Here is a 23612-nt window from a genome sequence, read left to right as displayed (position 1 = left end):
CGGTGATCCGGACCGGCGACACCGGCCGCGCGGCTTCGTAACGTCATCGGCACCATCCAGAGCGACCGAGAGACCTGGCTCGCAGAAGTCGCAGCGACCCCCCGGGCTCCCGGGCGCGGGTGCTTCGGTCAGGACCGATGGAGGACCGTTCGATGAAGTTCCTGCTGCTGACACTGATCACGCACACCCCCGATCCCGTCACCGGCGTCACCGAGACCGCGCGTCAGCGTCTGCGCCGCGTCGTCGACAGCGCGCGCCTGGCCGAGGATCTCGGCTACGACGGCTTCGCGGTGGGCGAGCGGCACGAGGATCCCTTCATCTCGGCCGCGCCGCCGGTGGTGCTGAGCCATATCGCGGCCGTCACCTCCCGCATCGCGCTGTTCACGGGCGTCACCACGCTGAGCCTGCTGGATCCGGTGCGTGCCTTCGAGGATTACTCCACGCTGGACAATCTCTCCGACGGCCGCCTCGAACTGATCATCGGCAAGGGCAACGGCGCGGCCCAGGCCCAGCTGTTCCACGTCACCGTCGAGGATCAGTGGGAGCGCAATCGGGAAGGCTACGAACTCTTCCGGCGGCTCTGGGAAAACGACAGCGTCACCTGGGCCGGCAAATTCCGCCCGTCACTGACCGCGGCCAAGGCGCTGCCGCGCCCGTTCCAGCCGCGCCTGCGGATCTGGCACGGCAGCGCGACCAGTCACGAGTCCGCGGACTACGCCGCGCGCCACGGTGATCCGCTGTTCTCGGCGAACGTCACCAATCCGGTCGAGCCGTACGCCGAGTTGGTCGCGCACTATCGCGAGCGCTGGGCCGCGTACGGGCACGACCCGGCGGCGGCCCTGGTCGGCGCGGGCACCGCGGGCTTCCTGGTGGCCCGCGACTCGCAGGAGGCCGTCGAGGCCTACCGCCCGCTGTTCGCCGCCCGGCAGGCCGCGGCGCGAAAGTTCGGCGCCCCCATCGTTTTCGACACCATCGAGGATTTCGTCGAGCGTTCCTCGGCGCTGATCGGCAGTCCGGCGCAGGTGCTGGACAAGCTGCACCGCTATCACGAGGCGCTCGGGCACGAGGTGGTTCACCTCGGCGCCGACGGCGACGGCCGCACCGACAAACAGCATCGCGAAAGCCTCGAACTGTTCCAGGCGGAGGTGGCGCCCGTACTGCGCCATCACATTCCGAGCCGTCCGCTCGGCGCCGATCGTTACCCCTCCGGAGACCCTCAGTGAAACGTTCCCTCGCCCTCGCCGGCACCGTAGCCGCCGCCCTGTCCCTCGCCGCGTGCGGAGGGGCGGACAGCGGCAGCGGGGAGCCGTCGGGACCGCCACAGCCCGGCGGCACCCTGCGCTACGGTCTGTCGACGGCTCCGACGTGCTCGGATCCCGCGCAGTCGGCGACGAACCAGACGATCTACGTCACCCGGCAGATCGTCGATTCGCTGACCGATCAGGATCCCGAGACCGGCAAGATCACGCCGTGGCTGGCGTCGTCCTGGTTCGTGAGCCAGGACGCCAAGACGTTCCGCTTCCAGCTGCGCGAGGGCGTCACCTTCAGCGACGGGTCCCCGCTCACCGCGGATTCGGTGGCGAAGAACTTCGACTCGATCGTCGCGCTGGGTGGCGCCAAGGCGCCGCTGGCGGCGAGCTATCTCTCCGGATACGCCGGTAGCAAGGCGGTCGACGCGCGTACCGTGCAGGTCGATTTCAACACGCCCAATTCGCAGTTCCTGCAGGCGACCTCGACGCCGCAGCTGGGCATCCAGGGCGAGGCCACCCTCGCCAAGTCGGCCGACGACCGCTGCCTGGGCGGCAATGTCGGCAGCGGTCCGTTCACCTACGCGGAGTGGAAGCAGGGCGCCTCGGCGACCCTGGCCAAGCGGATCGGATACAACTGGGGCTCCGCCGTTTTCGCCACCCCGGGCGAGGCGTACCTGGACAAGATCGTTTTCACGGTGGTTCCGGAGTCGGGGGTGCGCACCGGCAGCCTGGCCTCGGGCCAGCTCGACGCCATCAGTGACGCGCTGCCGCAGGATGTTCCGCAGCTCGAGTCCGCGGGCGCCCGGGTGCAGTTCACCTCCAACCCCGGACTGCCGTTCGGCCTGCAGCCCAACGTGACCCGCGGCCCGTTCACCGATCCGGCCGTGCGCGCGGCCCTGCTGACCGCCATCAACCGCCAGGAACTGGTGGACACCGTGCTCGGCCCGCAGTTCAAGACCGCGAGCAGCGTATTGGCCTCGCGCACACCGGGGTACACCGATCTGTCGGCGCGGCTGCGGTTCGATCAGGACGCCGCGAAGCAGATCCTCGAGAAAGCCGGCTGGGTGCCGGGAGCCGATGGCGTCCGCGTCAAGGACGGGCAGCGCCTGTCCGCCGCGGTGACCTTCGCCCCGGCGTTCGCGGGCAATCAGGCGATTCTGGAGCTGACCCAGCAGCAGCTGCGCGGCATCGGCTTCGACCTGAAGCTGGAGCAGGTGTCGGTGGCGGAGTCGACCGCCAGGCAGAACACCAAGAACTTCGACCTGAACTACTACAACACCACCCGCGCCGACGGTGACATCCTGCGCACCACGTTCGGGATCGACCAGCGCAACCTCAACGGCCGGGGCCCGAACGCGAAGCTCGACGCGCTGCTGAGCGGTCAGCTCTCGGCCACCGATCCGGCCGAGCGCAATCGCTTGCTGAACGAGGCACAGGGCGCGGTGCTCGACGAGGGCCTGTGGATTCCCACGGTGGAGCTGTCCCAGGCCATCGGGGTCGGCGGCAATGTCGCGGACCTGAAGTTCGAGGCCTCGGCCCGGCTGCAGTTGCACGACACCTGGATCCAGCGGTAACGCCGTGCGCCGCTACGTGATCGGCCGAGTTTTGCAGGCGGCGGGGGTACTCTGGGCGGCGTTCAGCCTGTCCTTCGTGGTGCTGTACCTGTTGCCCTCGGATCCGGTGGAGCTGGTCGCCAATGCCACCCCGGGTACGCCGATCGACGCGGCGGCGCTGGACGAACTGCGCGCGAGATACGGCCTGGATCAACCGATCTGGGTCCAGTACTGGACGGCGATCTCGCACGCGGTGCGCGGCGATCTCGGCCACTCCGTCGGCACGGGGCAGTCGGTCACCGGCGCACTCGCCGACGCGCTGCCCTCCACGCTGGCCCTGGCGAGCACCGCCCTGCTGTTCGCGGTGATCGGCGGTGTCGCCCTGGCGCTGGCCGCCTCCTACACCGAGCGGGGATGGCTGCGCGGACTGCTGACCTCCCTGCCGCCGCTGGGCGCGTCCATGCCCACCTTCTGGGTGGGATTGATTCTGCTGCAGGTGTTCTCGTTCCAGCTGCGGCTGGTCCCCGCGTTCGGCGGCACCGGGTTCGCCGGGACGGTGCTCCCGGCGCTCACCCTGGCCATCCCGGTGGGCGCGGTCATCGCCCAGGTGCTGTACGCCGGCCTGGTCACCACCTGGCGGCAGCCCTTCGTGGAGGTCGCCTTCGCCAAGGGCGCGTCGCGCTGGTGGGTGCAGCTGCGCCATGTACTGCGGCCCGCCGCCGGACCGGCGCTGACGGTCTCGGGCCTGTGGGTGGGCACCGTGCTGGCCGGTTCGGTCGTGGTCGAGACGGTGTTCGCGCGCAACGGCATCGGCCGGCTCACCCAGGAAGCGGTGCTCATGCAGGACATTCCGGTGGTGCTGGGGATCGTCACCCTGGCCGCACTGGTCTTCGTGAGCGTGAACCTGCTGATCGACCTCATTCTCCCGCTACTGGATCCCCGTGTGGTCCAGCACCGTTCGAGCAAGGAGCGCGCCCGTGTCTGACCCAGGATTCTCCACCTTCGTCGTCCCCGCCCTGCCCGGAGCGCGTCCGCTGCGCGCGGCGGTGACCCGGCTGCGTTCCCGCCGGCGTGGAACGAGCGACAGCGGCGACATCGGCTTCCGTTCGCGCCGCCGCGTTCTGCTCCTGTCGCACGCCTTGGTCGACACCGGTATGGGGTACTGGTACACCGATTGGGCGATCGTCGATGACTGACGCCCTCGCCGGATACGAAGCGACCGGCGTCGCGGAAAGTCGTACGGCCGAGCGTGATTCGCGCTTCGCGTCGTGGTCGCCGCGCGGGAACCTGGGTCTGCTGGCCGCCGCGGGAGTCCTGCTGCTGGTGCTCGGCTGGGCGGTGGCGCCGGGGCTGTTCGCCTCGGGCGATCCGCTGACCGGCCTACCGGCGCAGAAGTTCCAGCCGCCGGGCGCCGAACACTGGTTCGGCACCGACAATCTGGGCCGCGACCTCTACACCCGGGTCGTGCACGCGGCCGCGCTCTCGCTCAGCGCCACGGTCTTCGCGGTGCTCATCGGACTGGTCGTCGGCGCGCTCGTCGGGCTGGTGGCGGGGGCCGCGGGCGGCGTGGTGGACACCGTGCTGTCCCGGGCGATCGATGTGCTGCTGTCGATTCCGGAGCTGCTGCTCTCGCTGGCCGCGGTGACCGTGCTCGGCGCGGGCACCACGAACGTGGCCATCGCCGTCGGGATCGCCCTGGTCGCCCGCTTCGCCCGGGTCATGCGCGCGGAGGTACTGCGGGTGCGCCGCGCGCCCTACGTGGAGGCCGCCTTCGCCGCGGGGGTGCGGTGGCCCACCGTGCTGTTCAGGCATGTCCTGCGCAACGCCTACGGGCCGGTGGCCGCGCTGGCGGCGATCGAGTTCGGGGTGGCGGTGCTCGCGATCGCCTCGCTCAGCTTCCTCGGCTACGGCGCGGTGCCGCCCACCCCGGAATGGGGTTCGCTCATCGCCGAGAGCCGTAACTTCCTGGCCACGGCCTGGTGGCTCACCACCCTGCCCGGTCTGGTGATCATCGTCCTGGTGCTGTCCACCCAGCGGATCTCCCGCGCGATCAGCGGGGACAACGTCCGATGAGCGCGGCACTGCTGCGCGTCGAGGGCCTGCGCGTGGAATATCGCGGCAGCACCGGGACCACGGTCGCGGTGCACGACGTCGCGCTCCGGGTCGAACGCGGGGAAACCCTGGCCCTGGTGGGGGAGTCGGGCTCCGGCAAGTCGACCCTGGCGCACGCGGTGATCGGGCTGCTCACCGGCGGCGAGATCACCGGCGGCGAAGTGGAATTCGCGGGCGAACGGCTCGACCGGGCGCCGCGGCGGGCGCTGCAGCGCATTCGCGGCGCGCGCATCGGGCTGGTGCCGCAGGATCCGGGCACGTCGCTGAATCCGGTGCTGCGCATCGGCGATCAGATCGCCGAGGTGCTGCGCATCCACGGTCGCGCGGACCGGCGCACGGCCGCCGCCGAGGCCGTGCGCATCCTGGAGCAGGCCGGGCTCGATCGCCCCGAGGTGCGCGCCCGGCAGTATCCCCAGGACCTCTCCGGCGGGCAGCGCCAGCGGGTGCTCATCGGGATCGCGCTGGCCTGCGGCCCGGAATTGGTGATCGCCGACGAGCCGACCAGCGCGCTGGATGTGACCGTGCAGCGCCGCATTCTGGACCACCTGGCCGCGCGCACCGCGGAGTCGGGCACGTCGGTGCTGCTCATCACCCACGATCTGGGCGTCGCCGCCGAACGCGCCGACCGCATCGCGGTCATGCGACAGGGCCGGATCGTCGAGATCGGCGACACCGCAACGGTGTTGCGCGATCCCCGGCACGAGTACACCCGGCGGCTCATCGCGGCCGCGCCGGGACTGGAACTCGACGGATACGGCGGCGAGACCGGCCCGCGCGATGCGGGATCGAAGGCGGCTGAGCCCGCAGGGGTTTCGGCGGCCGGGGCGGTGGCGAAGTCGCCCGCGTCATCGCGGACCACCGCGGGGGTGAGCCGTGGTGCCGGACCCTCGGCGTCGCCGCTGCTCACCGCCACCGGCCTGCGCAAGTCCTTCGACATCGCGCGCGGGGTATCGCTCGCGGCCGTCGCGGACGTCTCGCTCACCATCGGGCGGGGCGAAACCCTGGCCGTGGTGGGCGAATCCGGGTCCGGCAAGTCGACCACCGCGCGCCTGATCGCCCGGCTGGAGACGCCCGACGCGGGCACCGTCACCTTCGACGGGCAGGACATCGGCGGGCTGCGCGGGACGGCGCTGCGCGCGCTGCGCCGCCGCATCCAGGTCGTCTACCAGAACCCGTACGTGTCCCTGAATCCGAAGCTGACAGTGGGCCGCATCATCGCGGAACCGCTGCAGGCCTTCGGAATCGGTGACCGGCGGTCGCGGCGGGAGGACGTCGCCGCCCTGCTGGGGCAGGTCGCGTTGCCCGCGGCGTACGCCGCGCGCCGACCGGCCGAACTCTCCGGCGGCCAGCGCCAGCGGGTCGCCATCGCGCGGGCCCTGGCGCTGCGACCGGAACTGCTGGTGCTGGACGAACCGGTGTCCGCGCTCGACGTCTCGGTGCAGGCCCAGATCCTGGAATTGCTGGAGGGCCTGCGCTCCGAGCTGGGCCTGGCCTACCTGTTCATCTCGCACGATCTGGCCGTCGTGCGCAGGCTCGCGCACCGGGTCGCGGTCATGCGCGACGGAACCATCGTCGAAACCGCCGACACCGCCGAACTTTTCGGCGATCCGCGGCACGAATACACCCGCGAGCTGCTCGCGGCGGTACCCCGCGCCCGGAGCGCCGTCGCGCCCGCGCGCCCGGACGCCGCGCCCGAGCTCGTCCCCCTCGTCGAAAGGACGGCGTGATGCCGCGCTTCACCCCGCTGCTGCTCGGACTGGAACTGCCCGGCACCGGCACGCACCCGGCTTCCTGGCGGCGCGCGGACTCGCGCGCGGAGGAACTCTTCACCCCCGGCTACTGGGTGGACGCCCTGCGCGCCGCCGACGCCGCGGGCATCGACCTCGCCTTCATCCCGGATTCGTACGCGGCCTCGACCGGCCGGCCCGGCGCGGGCGCGACCGGTCAGCCCGGCGCGGGGGTGCTCGGCAGTCTCGACGCCGTCGCCATCGCCGCCCGGGCGGCCGCGGTGACCGAGCGCATCGGCCTGGTGCCGCAGGCGCCCGTCACCCACACCGAGCCGTTCCATCTCTCCAAAGCCGTTGCGAGCCTGGACTTCGCGAGCCTCGGCCGGGCGGGCTGGGAGGTCACCGTCGCCGCCGACGGCGAGGCGCGGCTGTTCGGGCGCAAGGCGGAACAGGATGCCCGCTCCCGCTGGCACGAAGCCGACGAGGCGATCGAGGTGGTGACCGCGCTCTGGGACAGCTGGGAGGACGACGCCGAGATCCGCGACGCCCCGACCGGCCGCTTCATCGACCGGGACAAGCTGCACTACATCGACTTCACCGGCGACAACTTCTCGGTGAAGGGCCCGTCCATCACCCCGCGCCCGCCGCAGGGCCTGCCCCTGGTGACCGTGCGGGCCGCCGACACGCCCAGCGCCCGCGTGGCGGTGCACCGCGCGGACATCGTGCGCATCGCCGCGGCGGATCTGGCCACCGCGGCGGCCGTGCGCACCGAAGTCCGCACCGCGGCCGCCGCCGCGGGCCGTGACCCCCAGCGGCTGCGGGTGCTGCTGGACATCGACGTCCACCTCGCCGCGACCGCCGACGCGGCGGCCGCGGGCGTCGCCGAACTCGAGGACTGGTTCGCCACCCCCGCGCCCGCCACCGTGTTCCACATCGGCACGGCCGCCGAACTCAACGAGCTGCTGCGACAGGTCGAAATCGACTGTGCCGCCGACGGTGTGGTGCTGCGACCGCTCGCGCTGCCCGCCGTGCTCGAGTACCTGCCGCTGATCGCGCCGCCGACGCCCGGCCCCGCGGAGTCCGGCGCGGACGGCGCCCGCACCCTGCGCTCCCGGCTCGGCCTGCCGCGCCCCGTCAATCGCTACGCCACCGCCTGAGGAGAGTCATGCCGGAACAGCCGATACGCAAGCGGATCCACCTCGCCGCGCACTTCCCGGGCGTCAATCACAACACCGTCTGGACCGACCCGCGCTCGGGCAGCCAGATCGACTTCGAGAACTTCGTGCATCTGGCGCGCACCGCCGAACGCGGCAGGTTCGACTTCTTCTTCCTCGCCGAGGGCCTGCGACTGCGCGAGCACCTGGACCGGATCCACGATCTGGACGTGGTGGGCCGGCCGGACACCTTCACCGTGCTCAACGCCCTCGCCGCGGTCACCACGCACCTCGGCCTGGCGGGCACCATCAACACCACCTACAACGAACCCTTCGAGCTGGCACGGCAATTCGCCTCGCTCGACCATCTCTCCGGCGGGCGCGCGGCCTGGAACGCGGTCACCTCGTCCGACGCCTTCACCGGCGAGAACTTCCGGCGCGGCGGCTATCTGGAGCACGCCAAGCGCTACACCCGCGCCGCCGAGGTGATCGATGCGACCCGGGCGCTGTGGGACAGCCCGCCCGCCGCCGGACCGGTGGTCGACCGTGCGCGCGGCGTCTTCGCGCCGCCCCCGGCCACGGTGCGCCTGCGCAGCGACCAGTTCGACATCGAGGCCGAGTTCGCGCTCCCGCGCAGTCCGCAGGGGTACCCGGTGCAGATCCAGGCGGGCGATTCGGACGAGGGCCGCGAATTCGCCGCCGCCAAGGCCGATGTCATCTTCAGCGCGCACGGTGAACTCGAGGACGGACAGCGCTTCTACCGGGACGTCAAGGACCGGCTCGCCAAGTACGGTCGCCGGCGCGAGGATCTGAAGATCATGCCCGCCGCGGGCTTCGTGCTCGGCGACACCGCCGCCGACGCGGCCGAGAACGCCCGCGTGATCCGCCGCGGCCAGGTGACCCCGCAGACCGCGATCGCCTTCCTGGAACAGGTGTGGGGCCGGGACCTGTCCGCCTACGACCCGGACGGCCCGCTCCCGGACATCGATCCGGTCGACAACGTGAACATCACCCGCGGCCGGGTGCGGCACGCCCGCGATCCGCTGGCGGTCGCGCAGGCGTGGCGCGCCAAGGCCGAGGCCGAGAACCTCAGCATCCGCGAGCTGATCATCGCGACGACCGCGCGCCAGCAGTTCGTGGGCACCCCCCGCGAGGTCGCGCTGTCGATCGACAACCACGTGCAATCCGACGCCGCCGACGGCTTCGTCCTGGTTCCCCATCTGACCCCCGGCGGCCTGGACGAGTTCGTGGACAAGGTGGTCCCCGAGCTCCAGGAACTCGGCACCTTCCGCACCGAGTACACCGGCACGACCCTGCGCGACCACCTCGGCCTGCGCCACCCCCACCTCGACGCCGAAGGGGTGCGCGCGTCCTGACCGCCGCGGTGCGATCGGGGGCGAAACACCGTGCGGCGAAATAATTCACGATGAGCGGGACCCGCGACACCGGCCGCCCGCCTTCGTAGCGTCGAAGCTGTCGCTATCACCGGAGTCCCGGTGCCGAACCATCCGTCGTCCCCGGCGCACCGCCCGCCGATTCCGGACCGCGGGGGTCGCCGGAACTCCGCACCGAGTACACCCCGCGCGCGACCACCTCGGTTGCGCCCCCATTCTCGGCACCGAAGGAGCACGTGCGTCATGACCGCAACCGTCACCGAATTCGAACAGCAGTGGGTCACCTGGCGCGCGGAGCGACAGGAGTGGGCCCGGCAGCCGCTGGGCTGGCTCAGCCTCACGGGGCTGCACTGGCTCGGCGCCACCGAGGAAGTGATCGACGGCCTGCCCGGGCGCTGGCGCGCCGAGGGCGAGCACGTCTATGTGCGGGCCGGCGCGGGCGACGAATTGCGGTTCGACGGAGCCGAATTGGACGGCGAGGTGGAGTTCACGCCGGGCGAGGGCAAGCCGGGGCTCGAGGTGCGCGCGGGCGACCGCGTCATCGAGATCATCCGCCGCACCAAGCAGTACGCGCTGCGCGTACACGATCCGGCGGCCCCCGCCCTGGCCGCGTTCACCGAGATCCCGGTCTACCCGGTCGATCCGCGCTGGACGGTGCTCGGCCGCTTCGAGCCGTTCGAGGTGGCGCGGGTGGTCACCACCGGCGCCGTCGTCGACGGGCTCGAACACCACCACGTCGCCACCGGCACCGTCACCTTCGAACTCGGCGGACTCGAGCACCGGCTCATCGTCTTCGGCAACCAGACCTTCGGCCTGCACCTGCTGTTCACCGACGGCACCAGCGGCGTCACCACCTACGGCGGCGCCCGCCGGCTCGACATTCCCCGCCCCGCCCCCGACGGCACCCTGACCCTGGACTTCAACCGGACCGTCAATCTGCCCTGCGCCTTCACCGACTACGCGACCTGCCCCATCGCCCCCGCGCAGAATCGCCTGCCGCTGGAACTCGAAGCGGGCGAGCGGGATCCGGGGAAAGCGACAGCGGCATGACCATCCCGCTGTCGGTCCTGGACCTGTCGCCGATCAGCGCGGGATCCGATGCCCGCCAGGCGCTGCGCAACACCATCGACCTGGCGCGCAACGCCGAACGCTGGGGCTACCGCCGGTACTGGATCGCCGAGCATCATTTCGTCGCGGTGGCGAGCTCGGCGCCCACGACCCTCGTCGCGCTGATCGCCGCGGCCACCGAGTCCATCCGGGTCGGGACGGCGGCGGTGCTGCTGGGGCATCACACCAGCGCGGCGGTGGTGGAGGCGTTCGGCACGGTGGACGCCCTGCATCCCGGCCGCCTGGATCTGGGCCTGGGCCGATCGGGTCATCGCGGTGAGCAATTGCGCTCGGCGGGTGTGCGACCGGTGCCGAATCCGGAGCGGCGCACCGAGGTCCGGGACGGCGTGGTGATCCCGCCGCCCTTCATCCCGGGCCAGCTGCTGGACACCAGCCGGATCGCCGCTGGCCTCGAGGCGCTGCACCTGCCGGGGTCGCGGCCGCTGCCCTACAGCGAACAGGTGCAGCAGATCCGCGATCTGCTGACCGGCCACTACACCGGCACCGACGGCGTGCACCTGCGCGCGGTCCCCGGTGAGGGCGCGGACGTGCAGCCGTGGCTGTTCGGCAGCAGCGGCGGCGAAAGCGCGCAGCTGGCGGGGGAATTGGGGCTGCCGTTCGCCGCCAACTACCACGTCTCACCCGGCACGATCGTGGAGACGGTGCAGGCGTACCGCGACGCCTTCCGGCCCTCGGAGCGCTATCCCCGTCCGTACCTGGTGGTTTCGGCCGACGTGGTGGTCGCCGAGGACGACGCCACCGCCCGGCACCTGGCCTCCACCTACCCACACTGGGTCTACAGCATTCGCAGCGGAGAGGGCGCGGCCGAGTACCTCGACCCCGACACCGCCCCGCCGCTGTCCGACCATCAGCGCAGGCTGGTCGGCGACCGGGTCGCCACCCAGTTCGTCGGCGCTCCCGGCACCGTCGCCGCGCGCCTGCACGCGTTGCGCGAGTTCACCGGTGCGGACGAACTCGTCGTCACCAGCGTCACCCACCGCCACGAGGATCGGCTCACCTCGCACCGCCTGCTGGCGCGCGAGTGGGGGCTGACCCACGTCAAGGCGGCCTGAGCTCTCACCTCGCTCTCGGGGAAGGGGACTCCAGCGCGAGCGAGGTGAGAACGGCTGCGCGACAGGGCCGAGCGCAGCCGAGCCCGGGGCCGGGCCCGGACCGTGGACCGTCCGGGCCCGGCTTCGGTGCCGTCGCCGGCCCTGCCCCGGGGCGACGCGGCCGAAGGTCGAAGCCCCGGCGCGGCACACCGAAGTCCCGGAATTCGCAGCGCCCGGGACCATCGCAGCGCCGCAGCGCCGGAACATCCAGGCGGGTGCAGCCCGGAGTATCGCGGCGCCGAAAGTCGATGTCCGCGAACGCTGTAGCCGTGGTCGACGACCCTTCGGCCTCGTGGAAGTCGCGAGGCCGACCAGTCGCGCGGTGTGTCTTCGGACTCAGCGATGTAGATCTCGGTCAGCACGTGGAGCGGGCGCTTGATCTGCCGCGCGCTCGTACGGCGTGTGCCTCCGAGATCATCGACGGCCCGGTGTGTGCCGTGCTCGGCCGGAGATCCGTTCCGGCCGAGCCCTTCCGGTCAGCGCGCGGTGCGTGTGGCGCGCCGCATGGCCGAGACCGGATCGGCGTAGAACACGCTCAGCGAGGTGACCGCGGCCGCGAACTCCTGCACCCGCCCGCCGAAGCGGCTCACCCGCAGATCCGCCGCGGGCAGCGTGGTGCTCTCGGCGAAAGCCTGTGCCACCCGCTCCATTCCGGGCCGGTAGCCGGTGAAGGCCTGCCCGCCCAGCACGACGCGATCGGGGTTGAACATGTCGCGCACCAGCGCCGCGGTGCGGCCGAGGATGTCGGCGCGCTCGAGCAGCAGGTCGCGAGCGGCGGTGTTGCCCGCGTCCGCGGCGCGATACAGATCGGTGATCGCCGGGCGGCGGGTGGCCTCCGGCTTGGGCAGCACGCCGCGGCGCACCGCGCGCTCCAGGAAGAAGCGCTCACCGATGGTCGCCTCCAAGCAACCGCGCCGGCCGCAGGTGCAATCGGCGTCCGAGCCGGTCGGCAGGTGCGCGATGGAGCCGGGGCCGTTGGCGGGGGTGTGCACGCGATCGTGCAGGGTCACCGCGATGCCCGCGGTCTCCCGGGCGTAGATGTACAGGCTGCTGCCGGGGCGCGGGCCCTCGCCCGGTTCGCGGTTGGCCAGCAACAGCTCCGAGGCGGCCATGGCCTCCACGTGCGCGGACACCGACACCGGCAGATCCAGCACGCTGCTGAAGACCGCGGCCACGGGTGCGGCCTGCCAGCCGAGGCGTGGGTGATCGACCACACCCGCGGCGGGATCGACCCGCCCCGCGAGCGCGACGCCGGTCCACAGCGGGCGGCGGCGCGGCAGGCGATCGAGGAACGCCTTGGCGCTGCGGGCCACTATGGTCAGCGCGGCGTCCTGACCCGTTTGCGGAGTGGCGATCTCGAGTCCGCCGAGGATGCGGCCGGACAGGTCCGCAGCCACGATGCGGGTGACGCTGGCGCCGATGTGCACGCCGACCGTCACGTACGAATCGGTGTCGACCTCGAAGGGCACTCGGGGACGGCCCACCGCGCCGGAGGCGGTGAGGTCCGCCCGCTCGCGCAGCAGTCCGGCCGTGAGCAGCGCCGAGACTTGGCGATTCACGGTCGCGATGCTGAGACCCGTTGCCTGCGCGGCGATATCGCGGAAGATGGGCCCGCGCGCCGCGGCCCGCAGGACGGCGGCGGCCGGGTTGTCGGTGATGCGCAGTTCCGGCGGTACCGCGGGACGAGCCGGGGCGAGCCGCGCGGTAGCCGCGGTGGTCTTGGTGGAAAGGGTGCGTTCGAGCGTGGGGCTGGACATATGGATCGGTCCTTGCTGCGGTCCCGGCCTGATCACAGGGGGGACGAATGCCTAGATGGAGATAGTCAGCGGTGCAGCGAACAAACCCGAATTCGAACGAATCGGAGAGACTAGATCTCGGCTGCGCTGGAGCGGGGACAACACAGTTCCCGCTGGAGCGGCAGGCGCACACCCAGCGCGACGGTCACGTAGGTGACCCGTGCGGCGAGGGGATGGGTGGCGGACATGGATTCAAGTTAACACTCCGCTCGAGCCGAACGGAAGATAACGAACGGCTGCCGGGGTACCCGAGCGTGGCGTCCCGCCCGCGCCTCAAACCCTCCGATACGGCTGCCTCCGCACCGAATATTTTGCGGCCCTTGCTGTTTGCCGAATCGAGATCGGGGTGGCGGAATACCGCCCCGGCGTGACCGACGCCACTGTGAACTCGGACAGCGCTCCCACATCTCGAGACAGGGCCCGTAGTCCACCTCACTCCGCCCCGCGCGGGCGCACACGCATTCGGATCACCGTGATTGCAAGCCGCACCGGCGCGGGCCGCGGTGGCGCAATACCCCGCGCGGTCCGGGAATCGGCAGGCCGTACGGGTGGCGCCGCGGGCCGGAACCGGCGCATTGCCGCCGCCGCGCGACCGTGTCCGATCTTGGTCCGCAGGTGCGGGGCCGGTGCGCCGCTACAGTTCGAAACCGCAGGTCAATGGCGGAAAGGAGCACGAAATGCCAGCAGAACCGACACCCTTGCGCACCCCGATCCGCCGGGCCGATCGCGCCCGCCAGGTGGCGGATATCCTCCGGCAGCAGATTCACGCGGACGCCTTCGAGAACTCGCTGCCCACCGAACAGGACCTCGCCACCGAGTTCACGGTGTCCCGCAACACGGTGCGCGACGCGCTCGCCCTGCTCAAGGACGAGGGCCTCATCGAGCGGGCGCCCAAGATCGGCACCCATGTGGCGCGCCGCAAATACGATCACGGCCTCGACGCCCTGCTCGGGTTGAAGGAAACCCTGCGCGGGCAGGGCGAGGTGCACAACGAGGTGCGTGCCGCGCACCTCGTGACCCCGCCGCCGGCGGTGGCCCGGCGCCTGCGCCTCGAGCCCGGGCAGCAGGCCGTCTATATCGAACGCCTCCGCTGGTTCGGCGATCTGCCGCTCAGCCTGGACCTGACCTACCTGGTCCCCGATATCGGCGAGCAGGTCCTGACCCGCGATCTGGAGACGAACGACGTCTTCGCGCTCATCGAGCAGATCAGCGGCGGCCCGCTCGGCTCGGCAGACCTCGCCCTGGAAGCCATCAGCGCGGACGCCCATTCGGCCGCGACCCTGCAACTGCCCGAAGGCGGCGCGCTGCTGCTGCTGGAGCGGCTCACGAAACTCGAGGACGGCCGCCCGGTCGACCTGGAATACATCCGGATGCGCGGCGACCGGATCACCATGCGCGGCAGCCTCATCCGGCCGCCGGAGCGCACCGATTGGAGGCTGATCTGAATGGCCCTGGTCAACCAGCGGGCGGATGTCCCGGTGACCATCGACGAATCCCTGTGCATTCAGGGTTGCACGCTCTGCGTCGAGATCTGCCCGCTCGATTCGCTGGCGATCAATCCCGAGAACGGCAAGGCGTTCATGCACGTGGACGAGTGCTGGTACTGCGGCCCTTGTGCCGCACGGTGTCCCACCGGCGCCGTCACCGTCAACATGCCCTACCTGCTCCGCTGAAGGATTCACCGTGAAGTTCCGCCCCGCCCGCCTCGCCGCCCTCGCGCTCGCCGCGGCGCTGTCGCTCACCGTCACCGGTTGCTCGCTCGAGGAATCCGCGAGCGGTGACACCGTCAAACTCGTCGTCGGCTACCAGTCCAAGACCATCAACACCGTCACCGCCGGAACCCTGTTGAAGGCCAAAGGTTTTCTGGAGCAGCGGCTGAACGATCTCACCGCCAAGGGTGGGCCGAAGTACCAGGTGGAGTGGCAGGACTACGACACCGGTGCGCCGATCACCGCGCAGATGGTGGCCGAGAAGATCGACATCGGCTCGATGGGCGACTACCCGCTGCTGATCAACGGCTCGCGGACGCAGGCCAACGAGCGATCGCGCACCGAGCTGGTGTCCATCACCGGCTACAACCCCAAGGGCGCGCTGAACATGGTGGTGGTCGCACCGAATTCCCCGGCCCGCACCATCAACGACCTGGCCGGGCAGAAGGTCTCGGCCAGCGTCGGCTCGGCCGGGCACGGCACCCTGGTGCAGGCCCTGACCCGGGCCGGCATCGACCCCAAGACCGGGGTCGAGGTGCTCAACCAGCAGCCGCAGGTCGGCGCCTCGGCGCTGGAATCGGGTCAGGTGGCGGCGCTGTCGCAGTTCGTGGCCTGGCCCGGGCTGCTCGTCTTCCAGGACAAGGCCAAACTCCTCTACGACGGCGCCGAACTGAACGTGCCCACCTTCCACGGTGTGGTGGCCCGTCGTGACTACGCCAAGAACCATCCCGAGGTACTCGATGCCTTCCTGCGCGCACAACTGGACGCGACCGACTTCATCCACACCGAGCCCCTGGAAGCGGCGCGCCTCGTCGCCGAGAACTCCGGACTGGCACAGGAGGTCGTGTACCTCTACAACGGGCCGGGCGGAACCTCCTTCGACACCACGCTGAAGCCGAGCCTGCTGGCCGCGTTCAAGGACGACGTCAAATACCTCAAGTCGATCGGCGACTTCGCGGACCTGGACATCGACGCCTTCGTCGACCAGGACCCGCTGCGCAAGGCTTTCGCCGACGCGGGCCGGAACTACGACGCCGAACTGGCGAACAACGCCAACCCCGCGCCGGTGAAGGGCACGGATCCGGTGAGCAACAAGCCCGCCGAGAATCCCGCGCTCGCCGGCGAGATCTGGTTCACCGGCCAGAGCGCGACCCAGCCGGTCTCGGACCCCACCGGCCTGCTGCGCGCCGTCAAACAGGCTCGCGCCCAGGGCAAGACGATCCGCGCCGCCTACATCCCCGACGCCGAGCTCGGCACCCGCTGGTTCGCCGACAAGGCCCTGTGGGTCCGTGATGGGGAGACCTACCTGCCCTTCACGACCGCGGCGGCCGCCCAGCGCTACCTGAGCACCCACCCCGCGGCGACGACGATCGCCTACGACCAAGCCGTCACCGAGGTCCGGTCGTGACCGCCTCGACCGAGATCTCCGCGGCCGGAACGGTATCCGCCGCACCCGCGGCCGAACCGGCCGTCGTGACCGCTCGGCCCGGGTCCGGTGCGACCCCGTGGCGGTCCCGGGCTGTTCGCCTGGCCTCCGTGCTGATCGCGATCGGAGCCTGGCAGTTCCTGACCGCCAACGACATTCGGCTCTGGGTCCGGTTCGACACGCTGCCGACCGTGACCGAGATCGTGCGGGCCTTCCGGCATCAGCTGGGGACCGAGGTGTTCTACCTCGACCTCGGGCAGTCGCTCATCCGCATCCTCACCGGCTTCGGGCTGGCGGCGGCGCTGGGCGTGCTCACCGGGGTGGCGCTGGGGCGGTCGCGGTGGGCGGCGGACACCATCGGGCCCATCACCGAACTGGCGCGGCCGATTCCGGCCATCGCGGTGGTGCCGGTGGCGATCCTGCTCTTCCCCGAGGACGAGGCCGGAATCGTGTTCATCACCTTCTTCGCCGCGTTCTTCCCGGTCATGGTGTCCACCCGGCACGCGGTGCGCGCCCTGCCCACGCTGTGGGAGGACTCGGTGCGCACGCTCGGCGGCAGCCGGTGGGACGTCCTGCTGCGCGTCGTGCTGCCGGGCAGCCTGCCCGGCGTCTTCAGCGGCCTGTCCGTGGGCATCGGCGTGGCCTGGATCTGCGTGGTGTCGGCCGAGATGATCTCCGGGCGACTGGGTGTCGGCTACCGCACCTGGCAGGCGTACACCATCGTCGACTACCCGGGCGTGTTCGTCGGCATCATCACCATCGGCGTGCTGGGGTACGGCACCTCGGCGGCGGTCGAACTCATCGGGCGGCGCGTGACGCACTGGCTGCCGCGCGTACAGGAGGTGGCGAAATGACGGGCGCCGGAATGAATCTGCGGGCCGAGGGCATCGACCTGTCCTACACCGGCGCACCGGTCATCCGGGGCCTGGACCTGGAGGTGCTGCCGGGGGAGATCCTGATCCTCACCGGACCCTCCGGCTGCGGCAAGTCCACCGTGCTGCGCGCACTCGCCGGCCTGCTGCGCCCGGACGCCGGGCGGGTGCTCGCCGACGGCGTGCCGGTGACCGGAACCAACCGGGATCGCGCCGTGGTCTTCCAGGACAACGCGCTGCTGCCGTGGCGCACCGTGCGCTCGAACATCGAACTGGCGCTCAAGCTCCGGGGCGAACCCCGGGCGGGCCGCCGGGAACTGGCCGAGCGCTGGATCCGGGAGATCGGCCTCACCGGCTTCGCGGACTACCTGCCCAAGAGCCTGTCCGGCGGGATGCGCCAGCGCGTGCAGCTCGCGCGCGGACTGGCCGGGGCGCCGCGCGCGGTCCTCATGGACGAACCCTTCGGCGCGCTCGACACCCAGACCCGGGCCACCATGCAACGCCTGCTCATCGACACCTGGCGGACGCATCCGACCACCGTCGTCTTCGTCACCCACGACGTGGACGAGGCGCTGCTGCTCGGCGACCGCGTCGCGGTGCTGGGCCGGGCGGGCGAACCGCTGCGGGCGCTGCTGGAGGTCCCCCGGCCGCGCACCCTGGGCGTCAACCACTCGGCGCTGCGCGCCGAAATCATCACCGCGCTGGATCATTCCGGCGATCTCGCCACCCTGTAGCGCCGTTCCCCGTCCGCCCGGCTCGACGCCGCCGGGCGGGCCGTATCGGACGCGCCGTCCCCGACTTCGAATGCTGGTGTATCCCATGGAGATTCCTGATCTGTCCGAGCTGACCCGGCTGGACTGCGACGTACTGGTCGTCGGCGGCGGCACCGCGGGCACCATGGCCGCGCTCACCGCCGCCGAACAGGGCGCGAACGTGCTGCTGCTGGAGAAGGCGCACGTGCGGCACTCCGGGGCGCTGGCCATGGGCATGGACGGGGTGAACAACGCCGTCATCCCCGGCAAGGCCGAGCCCGAGGACTACGTCGCCGAGATCACCCGCGCCAACGACGGAATCGTCAACCAGCGCACCATCTATCAGACCGCCACCCGCGGCTTCGCCATGGTGCAGCGGCTGGAGCGCTACGGGGTGAAGTTCGAGAAGGACGCCTACGGGGAGTACGCGGTGCGCCGGGTGCACCGCTCCGGATCTTACGTGCTGCCCATGCCCGAGGGCAAGGACGTGAAGAAGGCGCTGTATCGCGTGCTGCGCCAGCGCAAGATGCGCGAGCGCATCCGGATCGAGAACCGGCTCATGCCCGTTCGGGTGCTGACCGAGAACGGGCGCGCGGTCGGCGCGGCCGCGCTGAACACGCGCACCGGGGAATTCGTGGCGGTGGGGGCCAAGGCCGTGATCCTCGCGACCGGACCCTGCGGCCGCCTCGGCCTGCCCGCCTCCGGATATCTCTACGGCACCTACGAGAACCCGACCAACGCCGGCGACGGGTACGCGATGGCGTACCACGCGGGCGCGGAACTCTCGGGCATCGAATGCTTCCAGATCAACCCGCTCATCAAGGATTACAACGGTCCCGCCTGCGCGTACGTCGCCAATCCCTTCGGCGGCTACCAGGTCAACGCCCTGGGTGAGCGCTTCGTGGACTCGGACTACTGGTCCGGTGCGATGATGTCCGAGGTCAAGCAGGAGATCGAATCCGCGCGCGGGCCCATCTATCTCAAGGTCTCGCACCTGCCGACCGAGACCCTGGACACTCTCGAGGGGATCCTGCACACCACCGAACGCCCCACCCGCGGCACCTTCCACGCCAATCGCGGGCACGACTACCGCACCCACGACATCGAGATGCACATCTCCGAGATCGGCCTGTGCAGTGGGCATTCCGCGTCGGGGGTCTGGGTGGACGAGAACGCCCGCACCACCGTGCCCGGCCTCTACGCCGCCGGTGACCTGGCCTGCGTACCGCACAACTACATGATCGGCGCGTTCGTCTACGGCGACCTGGCCGGCGCGCACGCCGCGTCCACCCTCGCGGACCTGCCCGCGCCCGCCGAACTGCCCGCCGATCAGCTGGCCGCCGCGCACGAGCTGGTGTACCGCCCGCTGCGCAATCCCGAGGGCCCGCCACAGCAGCAGGTGGAGTACAAACTGCGCCGCTTCGTGAACGACTATGTGGCGCCGCCGAAGACGGCCACCAAGCTCTCGCTCGCCATCGAGACCTTCGACCGCATGCTCGACGACATCGCGGCCATGGGCGCGCAGACCCCGCACGAGCTGATGCGCTGCGCCGAGGTGACCTTCATCCGCGACTGCGCCGAGATGGCGGCCCGCTCGTCGCTGACCCGCACCGAATCCCGCTGGGGCCTCTACCACGAACGCGCCGACCTCCCCGAGCGCGACGACGTCGACTGGCGCTACCACCTCAACCTGCGCAAGACCGACGGCGGCGAGATGGAGTTCCTGAAGCGCCCGGTCGCCCCGTACTTCGTCCCGGTACCCGGGCTGGACGATCTGCCCTCCGCCGACGATACCGTCATCCCCGTGGCCCAGCCGGAACTGGTGGGCAGCCCGCCGAACGTGGCTGCGGCGCTGCCGGATTCGGCCGCGGTATCAGCCACCGGACCCGTGGCCACGGCCGTTGTCTCCCCGCGCATCGCGCTGCTGCTGTCGCTGGACGCGCCCACCGTCGCCGAACTCGGCTCGTTCCTGGACGATTCGGATGCCCAGGTTCGCGCCACCGCGATCTCGGTCCTGACCGAGGGCACCCCCGACGGCTGGGGCGAGCCGCTGATCGCCGCCCTCGCCGATTCCGACGCGCCCGTCCGCGCCGAGGCCATCGCCGGTCTCCGCGAGCTGGTCGAGATCCTGCCCGCCGCCGACGGTTTGGCCGCGCACGCGGACTCCCCCGACCCGGCCGTCCGCGCGGTGGTCGTGGACCTGCTGCGGGCCCTGCGCGCGGGCTCCCCGGAACTGTTTACCCGCGCGGCGGCGGACCCCGACCACCGCGTGCGCATCGAGGCGGTGAGCGGCCTTGTCTCCCTGGACGATTGGACCGCGCTGTCCGCCGCGACCCGGGACGGCAACCGCGAGGTTCGCATAGCCGCCGCCCGCGGCCTGGCCACGATCGGCCGCGGCGGCCTGGAGTCGGTCCGCGCCCTCCTGGACGACCGCGACCCCCTGGTCCGCGCTGCCGCCCTCACGGCTCTGGCCCGCCTGGGCACCCCCGAGGACACCCCGGTCCTGGCCGCAGCCCTGAAGGATTCGGCCTGGCAGGTCCGCGAGGGCGCGGCCCGCGGCCTCCCCGCCGCCGGCCCCGACCTGGCCGCCGACCCCCTCCGCCTGGCCCTGACCGACATCCACCCCGACATCCGCAAGGCCGCGGTCCTGACCCTGAGCACCTGGCCCGAGTCCGACGCGGCCCGCGAGTCCCTGGAGTCGGCCTTGGAAGACACCGACGCCGACGTCCGCGCCTACGCCCGCCGCGCCCTGGCGGTGCATGCCGGCTGAGACTCCCGCGTGAACACGAGTCCGGGTGCGGCGGGCAGCCGGTACCGATGCTTTCGCCGGGCGTGCATCGACATCGACCGGATGTGAGATCGGCTCGGCCGTAACGGCATACGGCACGGTCGAGCCGGGCCCTCAGACCGTTTGCGGCTGTCGAGCCAGCGCGTCCCGCAGCGCCACGCGGGTGGTGATCCCGAGCTTGGGAAAGACCCGGTACAGATGTGAACTGATGGTGCGTGGCGACAGATAGAGCTGCTTGCCGATCTCCTTGTTGGTCAGCCCGGCGGCCGCGAGTTCGGCGATACGCCGCTCCTGCCAGGTCAGGTCCACCGAATCCGGCTCGGGAATACGAAGACTCACACCCAGGGCACGCAATTCGGCGTGCGCGCGTTTCGCCCAGAGCGAGGCGCCGAGACGATCGAAGCACTCGGCCGCCGCGACCAGGTGGGGCCGAGCGGCGGTGCGGCTGTTGGCATGGCGCAGCCGGATCCCGTACGCCAGCCGGATGCGGGCCAGTTCGAAGGGGAAATGTGCTGCCGCCGGGTGATTTTCGGCGTGAGCCATCGAGGCGGCGGCCTCCTCGCCGGTAGCGGCGGTCAGCGCGCCCGCACCGTGGGTGACGATCGCCAGCCGGGGCGAGATCGCCACGAAACCCGCACGACGTGCGCTGTCGACGTGGTCGCGTGCCTCCTCCATTCGACCGGAGTACACCGCCGCTTCCACCAGATCGAGCAGGCCGCGCGATGCCTGATGGGCATACGCGGTGAACTCACCCGGCGCGGTGATCGCCACCGCGTGCCGATAGGCGGTATCGAAATCTCCTTCGCCGAGTGCGGCGAGGGCACCGGTGGCGTTCGCGAGCTGGGTCAGGAACCCGAGACCGCGTGGGCCGGCCCAGGATTCGACCTCCGCCTGCCACCGCCGGGCCTGCTCGACCCGGCCGCGCAACGCCGCCAGCTGGGCGAGATACACCCGGCTCTGCTGGACGAACAACTCGAATCCGAGTTCGGTGGCTCGCCGCAGCGCCCGCTGACCGGTGCGCTCGGCTGCCTCCCACTCCCCGGTCGCGAGCTGGTCGAGCATGATGACGTGCGACATCACGATGCCGCTGCTCACCGCGCCCGTGTCGAGTTCACGGTCGACCATGCGGTGCAGATGCGTACGGAATTCACCGGTGATATCGAGGTGGTAGGCCGACACCGCCAACCTGGTGATATCCCACGGCGTCGGCTCGGCGGTACCCGCGCCCGCCGTCGTGACCCGTTGCGCGGCACCGGAACCGTGGCGCACGACATCGCTCCAGGTATCGCTGTACAGCAGCGAGGCGGGCGGGAGCAGATCACGCACCGCGGTCACCAGTGCCCGGGTATCCGCCCACATCCGCGCGTCGCCGGAATACTGGCTCATCGCGAGCAGCAGATCGACCAGCCGGGTGAGGGTTTCGTTCGGTTCGCTGCTCACCGCGCGCAGCTGCTCGATCGCCCCTCGCACCCGCCGGGTGGTGGAACGGATGTCGCCGTCGCCATAGAACGAGGAATACGCCGCGGCCAGGACCATGGCCGGGGATTCGGCCACCTCGGCGAGGGGCGTGCGCGCGAGCCGCTGGGCGAGGTCCAGCCGAGCCGCGTGCCCGGCGACGAACGCGGCGTCGGCGAGACGGCGCGAGCGGTCTTCGGAACGCTCGCTCAACTGTGCGGCCTTGGTCAGCAGCGCCACCGCGGTGCCCGCACCGCCGCGCCGGGTGGCGATGCCGGCCGCGGTCTCCAAGGCTGCCGCCACGCTGTCGTCGGGGCCCTCGGCGACGGCGGCCAGATGCGTGGCCCGGCGTTCGAGATCGTCGTCGGACGCGGCGGCCAGCTCGAGGTGGGCCGCCCGGCGCTGGGACAGGGTCGCGGTGTGAATCACCGCCGCCCGCACCAGCGGATGACGGAATCGGTAGCGGCCATCGGCGGGGTCGATGTCGAGCAGGCCCGCGGTCGCCGCTTGCTCGACGCCGCGCAAGCGGTAGCCGCTATCGGAACCGGTGATGGTCGTGTCCAGCGCCGCGCGCAGCAATTCCGTTCGCACCCGCTCGTCGAGGGCCGTGATGCGCGCCCGGTACAGCTGCTGGAGGCGGTGCGGAACCGGCACGGCCCGGTCATCGAACAGTTCGTCGGCGTCATCGGGATCGGCGGGTATGTGGGTGGGCAGTTCCACCAGCGCGAGTGGATTGCCCACGGCGTTGTCGAGGGTGATCCGCCGCGTCCGGGAGGCGAGTCCGGGATAGCGTCGATCGAGCAGTCGCGCCGCCGCGGCGTCGGACAGCGCGCCGATCCCGAGCTCGGGAACGGCCGCCGCGTCCCACCGCGATTCGACATCGGTGCGAACCGCCAACAGCATCTTCACCGCTCCGGCGCGCAGTCGCCGGGCCACGAAGCCGCACACCTCGGCACTCGCGGCGTCGAACCAGTGCGCGTCGTCGACGACGAGCAGCAGCCTGTCGTCGCCGGCGGCGGTCTCCAGCAGGTGCAGCACCGCGATTCCGAGAGTCATCACCGAGGGACTGCCGTGCGCGCGCTGTTCGAAGAACGTCTCGAATACCGCGCGGGCGCTGTCGTCGAGATCGGCCGACCGGCCGAGTAGCGGATAGAGGATCTGATGCAGGCCGGCGTAGACGAGTTCGCTCTCGGCTTCTACGCCGGACACCCGGATCACCGCGTCGCCGCGCTGTCCGGCCAGTCGCACGGCGTAGTCGAGCAGGGCGGTCTTACCGATGCCGCTGTCCCCCCGCAGGATCAGCGATAGACCCGATGGCTCGGCCACGAACGCGTCGAGTGTCGCGCGCTCGGAGTCACGGCCCTCGAGGGTGACGGTGCTGGTGTGCATTGTGGTGCTCCTTGAA

Annotated in this window: 18 protein-coding genes; 16 read left to right on the top strand and 2 right to left on the bottom strand. The window is 71.2% G+C overall.

Going from position 1 to position 23612, the window contains the following annotated elements; all coding sequences use genetic code 11:
• Positions 1 to 152: 152 nt before the first annotated feature.
• From ACWIGI_RS38200 to ACWIGI_RS38155, 10 genes are all read left to right on the top strand, one after another.
• Positions 153 to 1223, top strand: coding sequence for an LLM class flavin-dependent oxidoreductase (locus ACWIGI_RS38200; protein ID WP_454208496.1), 1071 nt, complete (start codon positions 153 to 155; stop codon positions 1221 to 1223).
• Complete coding sequence (locus ACWIGI_RS38195) at positions 1220 to 2824, top strand: ABC transporter substrate-binding protein (RefSeq protein WP_454208495.1); 1605 nt, start codon at positions 1220 to 1222, stop codon at positions 2822 to 2824. The genes ACWIGI_RS38200 and ACWIGI_RS38195 overlap by 4 nt, the downstream gene beginning before the upstream one ends.
• 4 nt (positions 2825 to 2828) lie before the next feature.
• On the top strand, positions 2829 to 3788 hold the full coding sequence (locus ACWIGI_RS38190) for an ABC transporter permease (protein ID WP_454208494.1): 960 nt from the start codon (positions 2829 to 2831) through the stop codon (positions 3786 to 3788).
• Positions 3781 to 3999 carry a hypothetical protein gene (locus ACWIGI_RS38185; protein WP_454208493.1) on the top strand — a complete coding sequence of 73 codons (219 nt, stop codon included), beginning with the start codon at positions 3781 to 3783 and terminating at the stop codon, positions 3997 to 3999. Before ACWIGI_RS38190 ends, ACWIGI_RS38185 begins: the two co-directional genes overlap by 8 nt.
• Positions 3992 to 4876, top strand: coding sequence for an ABC transporter permease (locus ACWIGI_RS38180; protein ID WP_454208492.1), 885 nt, complete (start codon positions 3992 to 3994; stop codon positions 4874 to 4876). The genes ACWIGI_RS38185 and ACWIGI_RS38180 overlap by 8 nt, the downstream gene beginning before the upstream one ends.
• Positions 4873 to 6642, top strand: a complete 1770-nt coding sequence (locus tag ACWIGI_RS38175; RefSeq protein ID WP_454208491.1) for a dipeptide ABC transporter ATP-binding protein — start codon at positions 4873 to 4875, stop codon at positions 6640 to 6642. Before ACWIGI_RS38180 ends, ACWIGI_RS38175 begins: the two co-directional genes overlap by 4 nt.
• Positions 6642 to 7799 (top strand): LLM class flavin-dependent oxidoreductase, encoded by a 1158-nt coding sequence (locus tag ACWIGI_RS38170; protein WP_454208489.1) that lies wholly within the window; start codon positions 6642 to 6644, stop codon positions 7797 to 7799. The genes ACWIGI_RS38175 and ACWIGI_RS38170 overlap by 1 nt, the downstream gene beginning before the upstream one ends.
• An 8-nt stretch (positions 7800 to 7807) precedes the next feature.
• Complete coding sequence (locus ACWIGI_RS38165) at positions 7808 to 9172, top strand: NtaA/DmoA family FMN-dependent monooxygenase (protein WP_454208488.1); 1365 nt, start codon at positions 7808 to 7810, stop codon at positions 9170 to 9172.
• 261 nt (positions 9173 to 9433) lie between these two features.
• Positions 9434 to 10240: a DUF1684 domain-containing protein gene (locus ACWIGI_RS38160; RefSeq protein ID WP_454208487.1), complete on the top strand. Its 807-nt coding sequence runs from the start codon at positions 9434 to 9436 to the stop codon at positions 10238 to 10240.
• Positions 10237 to 11370 carry an LLM class flavin-dependent oxidoreductase gene (locus ACWIGI_RS38155; protein ID WP_454208486.1) on the top strand — a complete coding sequence of 378 codons (1134 nt, stop codon included), beginning with the start codon at positions 10237 to 10239 and terminating at the stop codon, positions 11368 to 11370. The genes ACWIGI_RS38160 and ACWIGI_RS38155 overlap by 4 nt, the downstream gene beginning before the upstream one ends.
• 515 nt (positions 11371 to 11885) lie before the next feature.
• Here ACWIGI_RS38155 and ACWIGI_RS38150 read toward each other — a convergent pair.
• Positions 11886 to 13166, bottom strand: a complete 1281-nt coding sequence (locus tag ACWIGI_RS38150) for an ROK family protein (protein ID WP_454208484.1) — start codon at positions 13164 to 13166, stop codon at positions 11886 to 11888.
• Positions 13167 to 13882: 716 nt separating this feature from the next.
• On the opposite strand from ACWIGI_RS38150, the gene ACWIGI_RS38145 reads away from it, so the two are divergent.
• The 6 genes from ACWIGI_RS38145 (at position 13883) to ACWIGI_RS38120 (ending at position 20734) form a co-directional block, all read left to right on the top strand.
• Positions 13883 to 14650 (top strand): GntR family transcriptional regulator, encoded by a 768-nt coding sequence (locus ACWIGI_RS38145; protein ID WP_454208483.1) that lies wholly within the window; start codon positions 13883 to 13885, stop codon positions 14648 to 14650.
• Positions 14651 to 14878: a 4Fe-4S dicluster domain-containing protein gene (locus ACWIGI_RS38140; protein ID WP_067574315.1), complete on the top strand. Its 228-nt coding sequence runs from the start codon at positions 14651 to 14653 to the stop codon at positions 14876 to 14878.
• Positions 14879 to 14888: 10 nt separating this feature from the next.
• Positions 14889 to 16322, top strand: coding sequence for an ABC transporter substrate-binding protein (locus tag ACWIGI_RS38135; protein ID WP_454208482.1), 1434 nt, complete (start codon positions 14889 to 14891; stop codon positions 16320 to 16322).
• 65 nt (positions 16323 to 16387) lie between these two features.
• Entirely contained in the window at positions 16388 to 17194 is an 807-nt protein-coding gene (locus tag ACWIGI_RS38130) for an ABC transporter permease (protein WP_454208522.1), read from the top strand.
• Positions 17191 to 17946, top strand: coding sequence for an ABC transporter ATP-binding protein (locus ACWIGI_RS38125; protein ID WP_454208481.1), 756 nt, complete (start codon positions 17191 to 17193; stop codon positions 17944 to 17946). Before ACWIGI_RS38130 ends, ACWIGI_RS38125 begins: the two co-directional genes overlap by 4 nt.
• 85 nt (positions 17947 to 18031) lie before the next feature.
• Entirely contained in the window at positions 18032 to 20734 is a 2703-nt protein-coding gene (locus ACWIGI_RS38120; protein ID WP_454208480.1) for a fumarate reductase/succinate dehydrogenase flavoprotein subunit, read from the top strand.
• 132 nt (positions 20735 to 20866) lie between these two features.
• Here ACWIGI_RS38120 and ACWIGI_RS38115 read toward each other — a convergent pair whose 3' ends face one another.
• Positions 20867 to 23596, bottom strand: coding sequence for an AAA family ATPase (locus ACWIGI_RS38115; protein WP_454208479.1), 2730 nt, complete (start codon positions 23594 to 23596; stop codon positions 20867 to 20869).
• Between the last annotated feature and the right edge of the window lie 16 nt (positions 23597 to 23612).

The organism is Nocardia sp. NPDC055321, assembly GCF_053645575.1.
The sequence above is the reverse complement of the archived record's forward strand: the minus strand, read 5'-3'. Positions and strand labels throughout refer to the sequence as shown.